Source organism: Deinococcus piscis (assembly GCF_014653275.1).
GTDB classification, from domain to species: Bacteria; Deinococcota; Deinococci; order Deinococcales; family Deinococcaceae; genus Deinococcus; species Deinococcus piscis.
In genome coordinates this window covers 1-14,996 of the sequence record NZ_BNAL01000017.1, presented here as the reverse complement: position 1 = coordinate 14,996, position 14,996 = coordinate 1, and the positions used below count along the sequence as shown (strand labels likewise).

17 protein-coding genes are annotated in these 14,996 nt (G+C 65.3%); 8 read left to right on the top strand and 9 right to left on the bottom strand.

The genetic code is table 11. The features are described from left to right. Window positions 1–9: 9 nt before the first annotated feature. Both IE158_RS07610 and IE158_RS07605 read right to left on the bottom strand, forming a co-directional pair. A complete protein-coding gene (locus IE158_RS07610; protein ID WP_189643066.1) occupies window positions 10–1,545 on the bottom strand; it encodes an NAD(P)H-hydrate dehydratase in 1,536 nt (511 codons plus the stop codon). A gap of 249 nt (window positions 1,546–1,794) precedes the next feature. Then, window positions 1,795–2,043, bottom strand: coding sequence for an M-like protein (locus IE158_RS07605; RefSeq protein ID WP_189643065.1), 249 nt, complete (start codon window positions 2,041–2,043; stop codon window positions 1,795–1,797). 315 nt (window positions 2,044–2,358) lie between these two features. Here IE158_RS07605 and IE158_RS07600 point away from each other — a divergent pair, with 315 nt between their 5' ends. The 4 genes from IE158_RS07600 (at window position 2,359) to IE158_RS07585 (ending at window position 6,934) form a co-directional block, all read left to right on the top strand. Next, complete coding sequence (locus IE158_RS07600; protein ID WP_189643064.1) at window positions 2,359–3,069, top strand: MotA/TolQ/ExbB proton channel family protein; 711 nt, start codon at window positions 2,359–2,361, stop codon at window positions 3,067–3,069. Further along, entirely contained in the window at window positions 3,066–3,512 is a 447-nt protein-coding gene (locus IE158_RS07595; RefSeq protein WP_189643063.1) for an ExbD/TolR family protein, read from the top strand. Before IE158_RS07600 ends, IE158_RS07595 begins: the two co-directional genes overlap by 4 nt. After that, on the top strand, window positions 3,509–6,142 hold the full coding sequence (locus IE158_RS07590; RefSeq protein ID WP_189643062.1) for a hypothetical protein: 2,634 nt from the start codon (window positions 3,509–3,511) through the stop codon (window positions 6,140–6,142). Before IE158_RS07595 ends, IE158_RS07590 begins: the two co-directional genes overlap by 4 nt. A gap of 78 nt (window positions 6,143–6,220) precedes the next feature. Beyond that, window positions 6,221–6,934, top strand: a complete 714-nt coding sequence (locus IE158_RS07585; RefSeq protein ID WP_189643061.1) for a hypothetical protein — start codon at window positions 6,221–6,223, stop codon at window positions 6,932–6,934. 64 nt (window positions 6,935–6,998) lie between these two features. Here the strand turns inward: IE158_RS07585 and IE158_RS07580 are convergent, their stop codons facing one another. From IE158_RS07580 to IE158_RS07565, 4 genes are all read right to left on the bottom strand, one after another. Continuing rightward, window positions 6,999–7,256, bottom strand: a complete 258-nt coding sequence (locus IE158_RS07580; RefSeq protein WP_189643060.1) for a glutaredoxin family protein — start codon at window positions 7,254–7,256, stop codon at window positions 6,999–7,001. Window positions 7,257–7,293: 37 nt separating this feature from the next. Next, on the bottom strand, window positions 7,294–7,527 hold the full coding sequence (locus IE158_RS07575; protein WP_189643059.1) for a DUF2905 family protein: 234 nt from the start codon (window positions 7,525–7,527) through the stop codon (window positions 7,294–7,296). A gap of 52 nt (window positions 7,528–7,579) precedes the next feature. Beyond that, complete coding sequence (locus tag IE158_RS07570; RefSeq protein WP_189643058.1) at window positions 7,580–8,428, bottom strand: GNAT family N-acetyltransferase; 849 nt, start codon at window positions 8,426–8,428, stop codon at window positions 7,580–7,582. A gap of 70 nt (window positions 8,429–8,498) precedes the next feature. Next, window positions 8,499–10,049, bottom strand: a complete 1,551-nt coding sequence (locus tag IE158_RS07565) for a choice-of-anchor I family protein (protein WP_189643057.1) — start codon at window positions 10,047–10,049, stop codon at window positions 8,499–8,501. A 79-nt stretch (window positions 10,050–10,128) separates the two neighbouring features. On the opposite strand from IE158_RS07565, the gene IE158_RS07560 reads away from it, so the two are divergent. Further along, a complete protein-coding gene (locus IE158_RS07560; RefSeq protein ID WP_189643056.1) occupies window positions 10,129–10,332 on the top strand; it encodes a hypothetical protein in 204 nt (67 codons plus the stop codon). A 110-nt stretch (window positions 10,333–10,442) separates the two neighbouring features. Continuing rightward, a complete protein-coding gene (locus tag IE158_RS07555; protein ID WP_189643055.1) occupies window positions 10,443–11,465 on the top strand; it encodes an LLM class flavin-dependent oxidoreductase in 1,023 nt (340 codons plus the stop codon). 104 nt (window positions 11,466–11,569) lie between these two features. On the opposite strand, the gene IE158_RS07550 is transcribed toward IE158_RS07555, so the two are convergent. Continuing rightward, the gene (locus IE158_RS07550; RefSeq protein ID WP_189643054.1) at window positions 11,570–12,202 is read right to left on the bottom strand and encodes a GNAT family N-acetyltransferase; all 633 of its coding nucleotides are present in this window, start codon (window positions 12,200–12,202) and stop codon (window positions 11,570–11,572) included. Window positions 12,203–12,291: 89 nt separating this feature from the next. On the opposite strand from IE158_RS07550, the gene IE158_RS07545 reads away from it, so the two are divergent. Continuing rightward, on the top strand, window positions 12,292–13,239 hold the full coding sequence (locus IE158_RS07545; protein WP_189643053.1) for a ketopantoate reductase family protein: 948 nt from the start codon (window positions 12,292–12,294) through the stop codon (window positions 13,237–13,239). Here IE158_RS07545 and IE158_RS07540 read toward each other — a convergent pair. Together IE158_RS07540 and IE158_RS07535 are read right to left on the bottom strand one after the other, a co-directional pair. Then, window positions 13,233–13,820 (bottom strand): hypothetical protein, encoded by a 588-nt coding sequence (locus IE158_RS07540; RefSeq protein WP_189643052.1) that lies wholly within the window; start codon window positions 13,818–13,820, stop codon window positions 13,233–13,235. The two genes, IE158_RS07545 and IE158_RS07540, sit on opposite strands and share 7 nt — an antisense overlap. Window positions 13,821–13,930: 110 nt before the next feature. Next, window positions 13,931–14,587, bottom strand: a complete 657-nt coding sequence (locus IE158_RS07535) for a hypothetical protein (protein WP_189643051.1) — start codon at window positions 14,585–14,587, stop codon at window positions 13,931–13,933. Between the two features lie 31 nt (window positions 14,588–14,618). On the opposite strand from IE158_RS07535, the gene IE158_RS07530 reads away from it, so the two are divergent. Next, a complete protein-coding gene (locus IE158_RS07530; RefSeq protein WP_189643050.1) occupies window positions 14,619–14,933 on the top strand; it encodes a hypothetical protein in 315 nt (104 codons plus the stop codon). The last annotated feature ends 63 nt before the right edge of the window (window positions 14,934–14,996 follow it).

Genomic DNA, 14,996 nt, shown 5'->3' with positions numbered 1-14,996 from the left:
GTCCCCAGTCTAGAGCAGTTCCGGGCGGCGCAGCTCCGCACCTCCAGCTGGAGTTGGGCAGGGAACGCGGGGGTCCGCCGCCGGGCCACCCAGGTCGGCCCAGCCCCCGCCCAGCTCGGCGGCCACATCGGAAGCACTCAGGCCATAGCCAAAGCGCCGCGCCGCCCGCTCGCCCGCACGGGCATGCAGCCGCACACCCGCTGCTGCGGCCTGCTGCGGAGCCATGCCAGCTGCCAGCAGCGCCGCCAGAATCCCTGCCAGGGTGTCGCCCATGCCTGCGCTCGCCATGCCAGGATGCCCGCCCCGCGCCACACTGAGCCCACCGGCCCAGGCCACCACGCTGGGACCACCTTTGAGCACGACTACGCCGCCATAGCGTCGCTGCACCTGCTCCGCCGCGCTCAGGGGGTCGGCAGTCACCTCTGCCACGCTGCATTCCAGCAGCCGCGCCGCCTCGCCGGGGTGCGGGGTCCACAGGCACTGGACATGACCCAGGCCGCTCAGCTCAGGCTGCAAGGCATCTGCGTCCAGCACGGTAGGTACGGCCCAGGTCAGTACCTGGCGTGCCAGGGCGGCGGCCTGCGGCCCCAGGCCCATACCCAGGGCCACAGCATCCGGGCGCTGCCCTTCCTCCTGTACCCACTGGCCTAGCGACGGGTGACGGGTCCGCATCAGCTCGGGCATAGGCAGCGGCAACTCGGCTTCCGAGTGCAGGGTGACCAGCCCGGCACCGGCCCGCAGCGCCCCTACCCCCGCCAAAGCCGCCGCACCTTCCATCCCCGCCGAGCCACCAACCACCCAAACCCGGCCTGCCGTGCCCTTGTGAGCACTGGCTTCCCGCCGGGGCAGCCACGCCCCCAACTCGGCGTCTGTGAACCGGGTGGCCCGCGCTTCCGCCTCTGCCCAAGCGGGCGGCACCGCCAACCGCGCCAGTGTCAGCGTGCCGCAGCGCTCCGCCGCCGGGCCAAACAGGTGCGCGGGTTTGTACCCACTCAGAGCGAGGGTGTGCGTCGCCCGCACGCTTAGCGGCCCCGCATCCGCCCGGTCTGCCAGCAGGCCGCTGGGCAGATCAATGGCCAGAACAGGCTCTAGCCCGGAGCAGGTGCGGGCATTCAGCGCCTCCACCACAGCGGCCAGCTCTCCCCGCAGCTCACCGCTGATGCCGGTGCCCAGCAAGCCGTCCGCCCAGGCTGCAACCGGCCCCAAAGTCGCCACCGCCTCAGCGCTGAGCGGCTCCACTGCCACACCTACAGCGGCCAGCCGCTCCCGGTTGCGCTGGGTCAGCGGGTGGGGACTCGGCGCGGCCAGAACACGGACCTGCCGCCCCGCCGCGTGCAGATGCCGGGCCGCCACCAGGGCGTCTCCCCCGTTGGCTCCGCCGCCAGCCAGCAGCGCGAATGGCCCGGGCCTCTCCGCGCTCAGGTCCAGCAGCGCGGCGGCCACGGCCCGACCCGCTTCTTCCATCGCCAGCTCCAGCAGCCCCGCCGCGTCCAAGCGGGCATCCAGCGCACGGATGCCCGCCGCCGTGAAGACATAGTCGGTCATGGACGCATTAGAGCAGTTCTCCGAATTACGCTATGCGTAGAACCCCACTCCACATAGCTCCATTCTCTCCTACGGAGCTTTACAAGTCCGTCCTGCTCTTTGTTTTGCCCTCACTCCGTTCGCCAAAAAGACAAAGGGTCTTTTTGTTAAATGCTTAGAGCAAGCGCGGCACAGCAACATGCCCGGGGCAAGGAGACCAGTTGGCCTTCTTGCCCCGGGCGAGGGAGATTACGAATGACTTCTTACTTCTTACTTCTCGCCGTAGTCGTTTTCGTCCTGGCCCATGTTGGTGCTGGGCGGGTCGCTGGCGTCCATGGTGTCTTCTACGCCCACGTCATGGCGGTCCATGCCCTGTTCACGGAACTGGCCTTCGCCAGCGCGGGCGTTTTCGGCATTTACTTCAGCCTCCAGCTCATCGTTGCGGCCAGGCTGCTCGTCGCGGGTGCGCTGGAACTGAAGGTCCACGTTGCTGATTTCCTGTTCCTTGTTGTCGGTCATGCCTTCAGATTAGCGCGGGACACGCCAGGCTGCCTTTGGAGAACACTTAGGGCAGTTGACAAAAAATGCCTTCTGCAAACGTAGCGAGTGCGGCACACAGAGCGGGACCGGAACATGGGGCAAGGCTCAGGAGATGTCATGGCGTCGGGGCCACAGCAAAGCAGTCCACCTCAGGCAAGTCTGGGCGTGCTGGGGCTGGTCGCAGTGGGCAGGGATGCAGTGGGCAGAGACACAGCGGGCAGGGATGCAGCCGCTCTCATTCGCCCGTCAGCTTCACTTCACGCTTGCCACTGAGCGGCGTGGTAGTGGTAGGAAGTGACTATTTTGCAGCTGATCCAGGCGGCTGGGCCCGTCTTTTATGTTCTTGTCGCCCTCTCGGTCTATGTGCTGTTTGTGACCTTTGCACGGGCACAGACGCTGTCCCGGCTGGGACAAGACCCCACCGCCCTGATTGAGCGGGCGCGGGCCACCACCGCTGAATCCGGCCCCAGCGCAGCACTGGCCGAGCTGGACTACGCGGGGCACGGCTCACCGGCGGCCAACGTGATGCGGGCTGGGCTGTCGCGGGCCGAGCGTGGGCCGCAGGCTGCCGAGGCCGCCATGAATTCGGCGCTGCTGGCTGAGGACAGCCGTATTTACGCTGGTCTGAATGCCCTGGGCACCGCTGCACAGATTGCGCCGCTGCTGGGCCTGCTCGGCACCGTGATCGGAATGGTGCGGTCCTTCCTGGTGTTTTCCAATGCTGCCAATCCCACCCCCGCCGAACTGGGCCAGGGCATCAGCGAAGCGCTGATCAACACGGCGGGCGGTCTGGTCGTGGCCATCATCGCCTACCTGGCCCGCAATGCCCTGCGTGCCCAGGCGGACCGGATTGCCACAGCTGCCGAGCGGGTCCGGGAAGAGGTGCCCAGCTGGTTGAGTCGTCCGGCCATGCCTGCGGCGGCCCGCAGCCAGACCCTGACCGATACGGACACGGCTTACTTGCCACTGGGCGGAACGAGTGGAGCCAAGGGGGCCGTGAGGTGAGCCGCCCCGCCCGCCGCAGACTGCGTGAGGACACGCCAGTCACCTTCGACTTTGCACCGATGGTGGACGTGGTGCTGCTGCTGCTGATTTTTTTCTTTCTGACCAGCTCGCTGCAAGATGGAGCGGCCAAGCAGGCCCTGCCGCTGGATTTGCCGCGTGCCAGCACCACCGTGCAGGAGACTCCTGACCTGCCGGTGGTCAGCATAGATGCCGGAGGCAAAATCTACCTGGCGGGCGAACTGACCACCCTAGAAGACCTGGCGACGCAGCTGCCCCCGTTGGTCAAGGCGTCGGGCGGCATCGTGGGACTGCGCGCGGACCAGAGCGGCAACTACGGCACCGTGGTGCAGGTAATGGACGCCATCAAAGCGGCAGGTGGCGAGCGTCTGGCCCTGAGTACCGAAGAGGCACGCGGCGCAGAAAGCACCGGAGCCGGGCAGTGACCAGCTGGAGACATCAGGAGCAGCAGCGCTCGGAGGACATGCGCGCCGCTGCCCTGAGCCTGCTCGTTCACGGTGGGCTTTTGCTCGGACTGCTGCTGATCCGGCAAGTGGCGCCAGACCTGTGGAATGCCACCATCATTGCGCCCCCGGCGGCCTCGGTCACGGTGTCTGGCGGGGGGGGCGGCGGTCCCCAGAACAATACGGTCCGCAATCCACAGGACGCCCCACTGGAAATCGTGGCGCTGGCCCCAGGTCAGCCGAGTACGGCAACGCAAACCGGCACCTCAGAGCCTTCTGGCAGCCAAGGAGCCGCTGGGACTGAAGCTGCGCCTGCCCCCAGCCCAGAGGCAGCTGCTGGGGCACGCCAGCTTCAGGACTTGCCCCGCCGTGAGAACTTTTCGGCGGGCACAGGGTCATTGGACTCAGGGACATCGGAGTCAGGGTCAGCCACCCCTGACACTGCCGCTCCTGAACCGGCAGCAGAGGCGGCGGGCAGCAGCTCCCCAGCAAGGCCCACCAGCGCGGCCCAGGCTCCGGCCCCAGCGGAGTCAAGCCCAGCCCCTTCGCCTACAGTCACAGTTTCGCCCGCCGCACCCGCAGCAGAGGCCCCGCAGCCCAACCAACCTCCGGTAGCTCCACCTGCCCCCGTTCAGGAGGCCGAGTCTACGCCCGCGCCGCTGGCCCCGGTAGTGACCATCAGCCCAGTGACCATCAGCCCAGCGCCTACGGAGCAGACGCCCAGCCTCCAAGCTTCCCCTCCTGCACCTGCGGCCCAGCCTTCTGCAGCCCAACCTCCTTTAGTAGCGGCTCCAGTGACGGCAGACACAGGGTCCGTAGACACAGGGTCCGTAGACACAGCGACGGTGGCTCCAGAGCCCCCCACCGCCGACCTTCCCGAAGAACCCCAAGCCCCAGCGGATGCCGTGGCCCAGCCTGCGCCTGCTCCAGCCATGGCCCTTCCCGCCACCGAGGAGGCCCAGGTCCAGGAATCTCTGGCAGAAGCCGCACCTCAGCCGGAGGCCCAGGCTCCAGACATCCAAGCTCCGGAAATCCAGGCTCCAGAAATACAAGCTCCTGTGGCCCAGGCTCCGGCACCCACTCCGGCCAGCGAACGCCCAGCTCCCTCGCCCGGAGCGGCCACGCCCATCACCGAAACCGAGGTGCCGCCCAGCGCCCCCATTGTCAGTCAGCCGGTGAGCACTGAACCGGTGGCCAGCGCTCCTCTAGACAGTGCCCCGGCAGCTCCGGCCAGCACGTCTGATGTGGTCGCTGAAGCGGCCCCAACGTCAAGCACGCCGCGTCCAGAAGCCTCAAACGCGGCAAGCGAAGTTGGGACGCTGGCACCGGCCCGTCCTACCGACCCGGCGACCACGGCACCACAGCCCACCGCTGAGCCACCCTCTGCCGGAGAGCCCACAGCCGCCCGCCCCGACGCTGCTTCCGAAACGGATTCAGCCGCCGTCCCCGCAGCGCCGGTTGCCGCCGCAGACATTCCCATCTCTTCTCCAGAAGCGCCGAGCGCTCCCGTAGCGGCCACCCCAGGGGCGGGTGCAGCTCCCAGCACGGAGGAATCCAGCGCCCTGCCTTCAGACAGCCGGGGCCCAGAAGCCCAGATTCCGGCAGCCCAAATTCCAGCAGCTCAGATTCCGGAAACCGCTGTGCCTGCCACAGGGGGAGAAGGTGACCCTAGCGCTCGCACTCCCGAGAGCACTGACGCTGACAGCGCGGCAGCCCCAGCGGGGTCCGCTGCCCAGCAAGCCGCGCAGGAAGAGGGCGCGCCAGTGACCGCCGTGACCGCCCCGGAGCGTGGGGCTGGCCCAGCCGGAACGGACAGCCTAGCGGAGACGCCCGAGCCTGCGGCGGGAGCAGCTGCGGGCGGCAACGCCACCGCCGAAGCACCGGAACCACCCGCTGGCCGGGGCGAGGCTCCCCAGTCCGGCACGGCGGAGAGCGGCCCAAGCCCCGCAGAAGGTCCGGTCAGTACGGCTGGCGGCGGCGCAGAGCAGGGCGGCTCCGTCCCCGAGACGGCCCCAGCCACTGGGGGAGGCAACGGCGCAACAACGGCCCGCCCCGCGACAACCGCGCCTGAAGGCCCACCGACAGAGCCTTCGGGCGGAGACCAGCCAGAGAACGGCCCCCTAGCGGGCACTCCAGCCACGCCCACCCCGGAAAGAGAAGCACCCGGAGTGGCCGCGCCAGTGGGATTGCCCCCAGTGACCACGCCCCCAGCTGACGCACCTGCATCTCCAGCCGGCAGCGACCTGGACCAGACCGGCCAGCGCGGCGGCGAAGTCTGCACCGTGGTGGTGGATGTGCGCGGCCTGGGCAAGTTCGAGCGCGACCAGTTCAGCTACATCTACGGGCCCAGCGGGGAGCGGCTGTGGCCCACGCCCCAGCAGGCCGCCAACGTGGACGGTCAGCTGGCCAACGAAGGGCTGCTGACCTATTTCCGCTCGGAAGGCGACATCGCGTCGGCCTTTGGGGAGTACACGGTCATCAAAGCCGCTGCTTTGGCCCGCAACCCTGACGCCACCGCCCGCGAAATCCTCAGCTCGGCGCAGCTGGGGCCCGCCGCTGCCGCACAGTTCCAGTCGGTCAATTCGGAATGTCGCCTGGCGTATCTGTACTGACCTCGCTGCTCTGTTCAGGTTCCGTTCAGCTCCGGCTGCTATCCCTATAAAGCCACACCCATTTCCAGGAGGAATCCCATGCGTAAATCTTTGCTGACCCTATTTGTCCTGCCCCTGCTCACGCCAGCGGCCCTGGCCTGGAGCCCCACGCTGGATGAGGCCACCGCCCAAAAAGTGATTGACACGGCGTTTCAGCGCCCAGTGGCCGATGCCAAACCCACCTACCAGACCGTGAATCTGGCGGTAGAAAACGGCGCTTTCAAAACCCCCGGTGCCGTGACCCAGTTCGTAGGCCCCGAAACCTGCTTGAGCAACTGGCAGGCCGAGCCAGGCAACTCTGCTGCGGGCAGCCGCATTCAGAGTGTGACCGCCAGCGGACAGGCCGACAGTGTGTACTGGCAGGCGGTCAACGCCAAAAAGGCGTGGCTCAACCTCAAGGCCAGCGATGTGCTGACCGAGCAGGCCCGCGCCGCACGCATGGCCGACAACCTGCTGCGGGTGGATGTCAAGGTGAGCGGCGCGGCCACCGAAGAGACCCGCCGCGCCTACCAAGCTGGCCTGAAGTCCGGCGAAACCATGCTGAGCCCGGTGCGCCAAAGCTACGTGGCCGACTGGAAACAGGGCGCGGATGGCCTGTGGTCCGGCACGGTGGTGTACTACTTTGACGCCACGCCCGCCGAGGGCCAGACCAATTTGCAATTTGACCCCAGCGGGCCTGTCAGCCTGCACTTCATGAACGAGCAGCGCGAATGCGGCTACAGTGTGCCGCTGAACCTGGGCAGCTTTATCTGAACCCCCGGCCCCAAGAGAAAGGCCCCCGCCACTTGACTGGGCGGGGGCCTGGCTTATAGAGCGCTTAGAGGCCAGCTTCGGCCAGGAAAGCGTCCAGCTTCTGGGGCCGGAAGCCGCTCAGGCTGTGGGCCACGTCACCGTAGACCAGGGTGGGCACGCTGCGCTTGCCCCCGTTGATCTGCATCACGCGCTCGGCGGCGTTCTCATCCTGCTCGATGTTCACTTCGGTAAAGGCGATGCCTTTGGCTGCCAGCGCCTTTTTGGCAATCATGCAGTCGGGGCACCAGCTGGTCGTGTACATGGTAATGGTCTGGTCGGACATGCTTACAGTTTAGGCCAAGCCACAAGCGGACCAGTGGTCAGCGGAACATTCTGAACAGGGCGCTCAGCAGCGACAAGCCCAGGCTGAGGGCCAACATACTTACCCACGGAATAAAGACGAACGTGTTGCCGCTGCGGTGGTTGATGTCGCCGGGCAAGTGGCCGAACCAGCCGAACAGGGATTTCAGGACGCCGGGCGCAAAGGCCCACAGCAATCCCAGGGCCAGCAGCAAGGCACCCAGGACGATAATGAGACGGGGACCATCAGTCATGCGGTCAGAGTAAACGAAGGCTGCGCCAGGGCCCCCAACCCTAAAGTCCAGGTCAAGTTGCCTCTGGCGCGGGCGGACGCTGCAGCCCCCAACAGGATTCGCGCACGCTGAAGCCCAACCCCTGATACAGCGCCTGCGCGTGATACTCCGGGTCAGCCACAATTACCAGGATGTGAGCACCCAGCGCCGCCCGTGCCCATTCGCCCGCTGCATGCACCAGGCCGCCTGCCAGACCCTGCGAGCGCCACTCGGGGTGGGTTTCTACACGCTGATAGCGGGCCAGTGCCACTTGACCCTGGTGGCCTCCCTGATAGATGCCCAGCGACGAACGCAGCTGACCGCCGACAAAAGCACCCCACATGGCCCCCTCGCCGCGTTCCTGCGCCCACCGTAGCAGCCGCAGTCGGCCCTCCAGGAACGGCAGATATCCGGGGAGCGGCTCCGGGTTGGCGGCGTTGAGGGCCAGCCCCAGATTGAGCGCCTGATGCCAGTCGTCGCCGCTGCGCAGGGGCCGCAGCTCGGTGCCAGGAGGCAGAGCGCGGCAGGGCGCAGTCTGGTGAGCCGTCAGCACGCTTGAACGCACCAGGGTGAATCCCAGCGCTGTGAACGCCGCCAGCACCTGCGGGTCCGGTGGCTCCAGGGTATCCAGACCCAGGGTGCAGTGGCGGGCCTGCGGGAACTCAGCGGCAAAGCGGGCCAGCCACTCGCAGAGCGGCGTGCGGGCGTCCAGTTCCGGCAGCAGCAAAAAGTTGCCCCACCAGAACTCCGGGTTGTCCGGTGTCTGGACCGCCAGGTAGCCGTCCCGCTGGCTACAACGGGCACCCTGATGCGCCAGCACGGCCAGGTCCGTCTGGTAACCCAGGGACCGCCGCGCTGAGCAGGGAGAGGCCGGACTTATCATGTCTTCAGCCTACGGGACCGGAACCAGAGTCCACATCGGCCAAATGGCGTAGCCGCTTCCCCAACGTCACTCAGCGCCGGGCCAGTGCCTGGCGCACATCAATGATGCTGACACTCCCCGCCGGGTCCACGCTGTAGTCATCCGACGGTTCGCCTTCGTTGGCCACCAAGATGGTGCGGCCATCCGGGGTAAAGGTCAGCATGTCAGGCAGCGCCCCTACTCGCACCGGCTGAGCCAGAAGCTCGCCCTGGGGGTTGAGTAGCACGACCTGACCGGGGTCCGTCTTGGTGCCAGCGGCAATGGCCAGCGCCACCACGCCGTCATGCACGGCCACCGAATTGGCCCCTCTGCCGTAAGCGCTCAGGTCCACCGAGTCTACGCGGCGCGGCGCGGTCACATCGCTCAGGTCCAGAATGTCCAGGCCGCCGGTCTGACCGTTCACGGTAAACAGCCGCTTGCTGCCGGGGTCATAGGCGCTGATTTCGGCCACACCCTGCCCAAAGGCGAACGGCTCACTCTGATAACGGCCCAGGCGGGACAACTCGCCGCTGTCTGCCACGGCGTAGATGCTGACGCTGCCACTGACCTCATGGCTCGCCACCAGCAGGTTGCGGCCAGCAGGACTGTCGGCAGCGGGAATGAACAGCAGTCCTTCGGGAGCCAGGTCACCGGCCCGCCCACTTTTTGCGGTGGCTGAAGCGTCGGTATCGTTGAAATACTGCACCAGCTGCGGCTGTCCGGGTCGGCTCACATCCAGCACCATGATGCCGCCGCTGCGCTCCAACCCCACAAAGGCAAAGCTCCTGCCCCCCACCTGCGCCACGGTCAGGGCTTCGGGTTCGGGACCTTTGTTGTCGCTGCGGGTATCAAATGTTTCAGCCGTGCCCTCGGAGTTGAAGGCCGCCGGACGCTGCGCCGCCACCGTCCGCTCAAACAGACTGCCGGTATCGCTCACCAGCTTGCCATCAGCGCTCCACACGCTCAGGCTGCGCCCGCCGAACGACACCAGCTGGTCAGCGTCACCGTCGCCGTCCGTGTCGGCATCCACGCGGCTGACAGTCAGGCGGCCCAGCGCACTGCTGCCCTGGAGCGTGGCGGCATCCGGGAACTTCTCCGGGTCTAGCAGCAAGTCCTTGACGCGCACTTCGTCCTCAAAGCCTGCGTATTCACGGCCATCTCCCTCATTGGCGCTGAGAATATAGGTCTGACCACCCACGCGGTAGCTGGCGATGGCATCGGGCATGTACGCGCCCAGCACCGGCCAGAGCTGAAGATTGACCTTGCCGTCTTTGTCGCTGGCGTCCAGGGCCGAGCCACGCCAATCTTTGAAGCCCAGCGGATGCACCGCCGTAAACTTGCCGCCTGCGATGTCCAAGACCGCCAGAGCGTTGCTTTCTTGCAGCGACACATAGGCGGTCTTGCTGTCGGGGCTCACCGTGATGTATTCGGGCTCGGCGTCCAGCGAAAAGCGGGCGCTCTTGCCAGGGCGAGTGCTGAGGCTCTGACGGTCAAAATCCTCCAGGCCAGCTTCGGTATGCAGGGCGCGGGGTGGCTGAAGGTCACCAGACAGACCACAGGAGCCGAGCCAGAGCGGGATGAACAGCAAAGCAGCTTTTTTCATGCTTCTCTTAGGTTGGCGTTGGGTCTTCATGAAGGTGTCAAGCGCACGGCAGCGGCCTGCGCCCGCTACGGTAAGCCACATGCAACGGCTTCTGCCCCTGACCCTTATGTTGGCCCTGTTCCTGAGCGCCTGCACTGGCCCGCAGCCGGGGAACACCTCCGCCCCGGCCCAGAGCAGCGCCCAGCAAGGCGACGCCGACGGCAATGACACAGATACCGACGAGGACACAGATACCGGCGAAGAGGACGAAGACGGCGGTGGAGACGAACAGGACGACAACTGAGGCAAGTCTCGCCCAGAACCTCAGGTCAGGCACAAAGCTGAATTGATCTGGAGCTGGATTGATAAAATGTACCGATTTGCTTTTTAAACCAAAAGCGCTAGCCTGAACGCATGAAGAAGCACATCGGATTTCTCTCGTTCGGCCACTGGACGCCTTCGCCGCAGTCGCAGACCCGCTCGGCCAGCGACGTTCTGCTCCAGTCGATTGACCTGGCTGTGGCCGCCGAAGAAGCAGGCGCGGACGGCGCTTATTTCCGGGTTCACCACTTTGCGCGGCAGCTGGCGTCGCCCTTTCCGCTGCTGGCCGCCATCGGCGCCAAAACCAGCCGCATAGAAATCGGCACTGGCGTGATTGACATGCGCTACGAAAACCCCTTTTACATGACCGAGGACGCGGGTGCAGCCGACCTGATTTCCGGCGGGCGCTTGCAGCTGGGCCTCAGCCGGGGCTCGCCGGAACAGGTGGTGGACGGCTGGCGCTATTTCGGCTACGCGCCAGCCGAGGGCGAAACCGAGCAGGACATGGCCCGCCGCCATACCCAGGTCTTTCTGGACCTGCTGCGGGGTGAGGGCTTCGCGCAGCCGCATCCCCGGCCCATGTTCCCCAATCCTGGTGGCCTGCTGCGACTCGAACCTCACTCGGAGGGCCTGCGTGAGCGGATTTGGTGGGGCGCAGGAAGTGTTGCCACGGCACAGTGGGCTGCCCACCTGGGCATGCACATGCAGACCTCGACGCTCAAGCAGGACGAAGGCGGGCAGCCGCTGCACATTCAGCAAGCCGAGCAGATTCGGGCCTTCAAGCAGGCCTGGAAGGAAGCGGGCCACGCTTACGAGGGGCGCAGCTCGGTCAGCCGCAGCATCTTCCCTATCGTGAATGACCTGGACCGGGCTTACTTCGGACGTGACCGTGACCAAACCGACCAGTTCGGCCACATTGACAGCTACCGCGCCGTATTTGGCCGCTCCTACGCCGCCGAGCCGGACAAACTGATTGAGCAGCTGCGGGCCGACGAAGCCCTTGCCGAGGCCGACACGCTGCTGCTGACTGTGCCCAACCAACTGGGCGTGGACTACTGCGCCCATGTCATAGAGACGTTCGTGAAGGACGTGGCTCCGGGCCTGGGCTGGCGCTGAGGAGCCAGCTCCTTGCCTGAAGGTCTAAAGGTCTAAGCGTCTAAGGGAAAGAGAAGCATCTCCCCTGGACCTCTCGACTCTGAGACTTCTAGACTTTTAGACCTTTAGACGGCACTACCGCGCCCACGCTCCAACACCCAAAACCGCATGGGCTTGGGGCTGGGGCTGGCTTCACCGAGTTCCTGCCAGGTCAGCGTGGTATCCAGTTCGGGGCGCATGGCGTAGCCGCGCCGCTCCAAGAATCGGCGGGGCGAGCGCCACCCAGCGGGCTTCAGCGGATGGTCGGCGGGTCGCTGCACCATCGCGGCGGCCACCAGCGGCAAGCCCAGCGCGTCTGCGTGGGCCTCGGCGCGGTCCATCATCTGCCCGCCCAGGCCCAGGCTCTGGTACTCCGTCTCCAGCAGCGCTTCTCCGAGATACAGCACCTGCGCTGGGTCCAGGCCAGAGGCGCGGAAGGGAGCCTGCAACTCTTCGCCCTCGTGCGCGAGCGGGACGGCGGTGCAGGCCCCCACCACCCGGCCACCTGCGCGGCGGTCACGGGCCAAAATCAGCAGGGCACCGGGAGCCTGAGCATAAGTCTGGAGATACTCGGCTTCGGCCTCGGCGGTGCCTTCGTACAGATACGGAAACTCGCGGAACAGCGTCAGCCGCAGCCGGGCCACTTCGCCCAGCACAGCACTGAAGTCGCCCTGCAAAGAATCGAAGGTGATGTCGTGGGTGGAAACAGCAGGTGGCATAACAGCGCCGACTGTAGCGCCTGGGGCCCGTCACCGGCGCGGCGGCACGGTTGCGCAGTCTGAAGCCCTCACGCGCTACAGTCCCTGGCATGACCCAGCCACAGTGTCCGGACATCCACACCGTTTCTATTGTTGGCCTGGGAGCGCTGGGCATCCTGTTCGGGGGCCAGTTGGCGGCGGGGCTGCCCGCTGGGGCAGTGCGGGCAGTGGCTGACCCGGCGCGGGCTGAACGCTACCGCACAGAAGGCGTATGGATGGACGGGCAGCGCGTGCCTTTTGTGTATCTGACGCCGCAGGACACCCCGTCCCCAGCCGACTTGGTGCTGGTCTGCGTCAAGTTCCATGCGCTGGACGCGGCACTGCCCCTGATTGAAAGCCAGCTGGGACAGCACACCCTGATTGTCTCGGCGCTCAACGGCATCGCCAGCGAGGAGGTGCTGGGGCGGCACTTTGGCCCTGAGCGCATCGTGTACGCGGTGGCGCAGGAGATGGACGCCCGCAAAGAAGCCAACCGCCTGGTCTACCGTGACCGGGGCCAATTGGTGATCGGCCCGATGACGGATGATGCAGGCGAAGCGGCGCGGGTGCAGGCGGTGGACCGCTTCTTCAGCCGTGCCCGCCTGCCGCACTCGGTGGACCCAGAGATGCCCCGGCGGCTGTGGGGCAAGTGGATGCTGAACGTGGGCATCAACCAGACCGCAGCGCTGTACCGGGGCACCTTCGGCACGGTGCAGGCGCAGGGGGAGGCCCGCGAAACCTTCCTGGCCGCCATGCGCGAGGTGCTGGCCCTGGCCCCGCACGCAGGCGTGGGGCTGACTGAGGACGACTTTGCCTACTGGGTGCGCGTGATGGACAGCCTGGACCCCGCCGCCAAGCCGTCGCTGGCGCAGGACCTGGAAGCGGGCCGCCCGACCGAGCTGGAGCTGTTCGCGGGCACGGTGATTCAGCTGGGGCGGGAGTACGGGGTGCCCACGCCGGTCAATGAACGGCTCTACGCAGGGATTCGGGCGCTGGAGCGCACTGGCATGACTCATTGAGAATATGGCGGCCAACTTGGTTTATTTCCCATCAGAGATTCCAAAATGTAGACAGGGACGGCAACCATCGCTTCAAATATTCCTGGCTGCCAGAATGACATAGAAGCAATAATAATCAACATACTAAAATTCGCAGCAAATACTCCTGCAAGAAGGCTTGCTACGCCAGCCACAATCTGCACCCACATGTCACCTTCAACTGGCAACAGAGAAGACATGTTTTGGAAGATGTAAACAGGCACTCGCTGACCAGCATGTAAACCTTTCGGTACACGTTTAGTGAATTCCGTCAGCGGAATCTTCTGTTCACCCTTGTGCATCTGCCCATTGAGATCGTATGAGTAGTTGATCTTCACAAGACTCTGTGGTGTTGAACGGTTGTGGGCTTCTTGGCAATTTTCTATCGCCTCCACGTACCCCCATGACTCACGCCACTGTACCGCGCCTCCGAGCGCAATAATACGTTGCTGGACAACCAAAAAGGCCAAAGCACCGCTACCAATCACGATCAATATGGTGACGGGCAGCAGTAAGGCAGCCAACGGAAAAGGCACAATGGGATGTGCAGATACAGAGTCCATACCTCACAGCCTAACTGCGGGAGTGCTCAGAACGCGACATTAGAAGTTGGCTGACCACACTTCTTCTATAGCGGAATAAACGGAACTCCTGTCAGACACACTCTATCGCCTCACTCCTCCAAAGGCACCAGCGTTAGCTCCAGCAAGTAGGGCTTTGCACCCGCACGTGGCCCGGTTTCCAGTGCAGTGACCCACTCACTGAGGCTGTCGTATAGCGCCTGCAATTCTGCCAACTGTGCCCTACTCAGCCAGAGCTTGCCTGTGCGGTTGCCACCCTTGCCGCGCCAAGCCGCATGCGGAGTGAGAGAAGAAGCAGCTTCGCTATGCACCTTGCCGCTAACCTCGTCGCGGTACAGTACCCGGCCATCCGAATGCATCTCGGTCAGTAGTCGGGCGAGGGCCTGGACTTTGGCCCTCTGAATAGGCTCAAGCTGAACCGCTATCTGCGCTTCAAGGTCCTCAAACGGCGTGTGCTGAAAAGGCAAAAAGATACCGCCTGCCGCCTGGTAGAGTCGCACGGGCCGCCCGCGTCTCGGCTGCTCGCCCACATCTTTCAGCAAACCCGCCGCCACAAACTGCCGAATGCGGTAGCTCAGCCGCTCTACACTTACGCCTGCCTCACGTGCGGCCTCGGCTGCGCCCAACGTACGCCCCAGAAATGGCTGGAGCATCTGTACCGCCGCGCTGTCGCTCAGCAAGCGCGCCTGCTCTGGCGTCTGCACCGTAAACCACTCGCCCGTATAGCTACCCAAAATTGTCTGCGGCATTTTCGGTAGCGTAGCGCACACGCTGGAAGGCATGACGAGGGCCAGTTCTAACCATTTACCACACGGCTTCTGGACGTATCTTGCGGGCATGGCGGGCATGTCGCTAGGCGACGCGCTGCTCAGTCTTGCCATGCCGTTTTTGGCACTGGGCCTAAGCACTTTGCCCGACGAGCGGGCGGTGGCGCTGGTGTTCTTGGCTGGAAGTCTGCCGCGTTTTGCTGCGCCGCTGCTGGGCAGCATGGCTGACCGCCTCACACCCCGCGCGGCCATTGGCGTGGCGAGCGGCCTACGTGCGGCGGCGGTGCTGTCGATGGCTGGGTTGGCACTGGCTGGAATGCTGCCCTAGAGCATTTGACATAAGAATATTCCAGGATAGGCGTGGGTCATCCAGGCGGAAATGTCTTGTGTG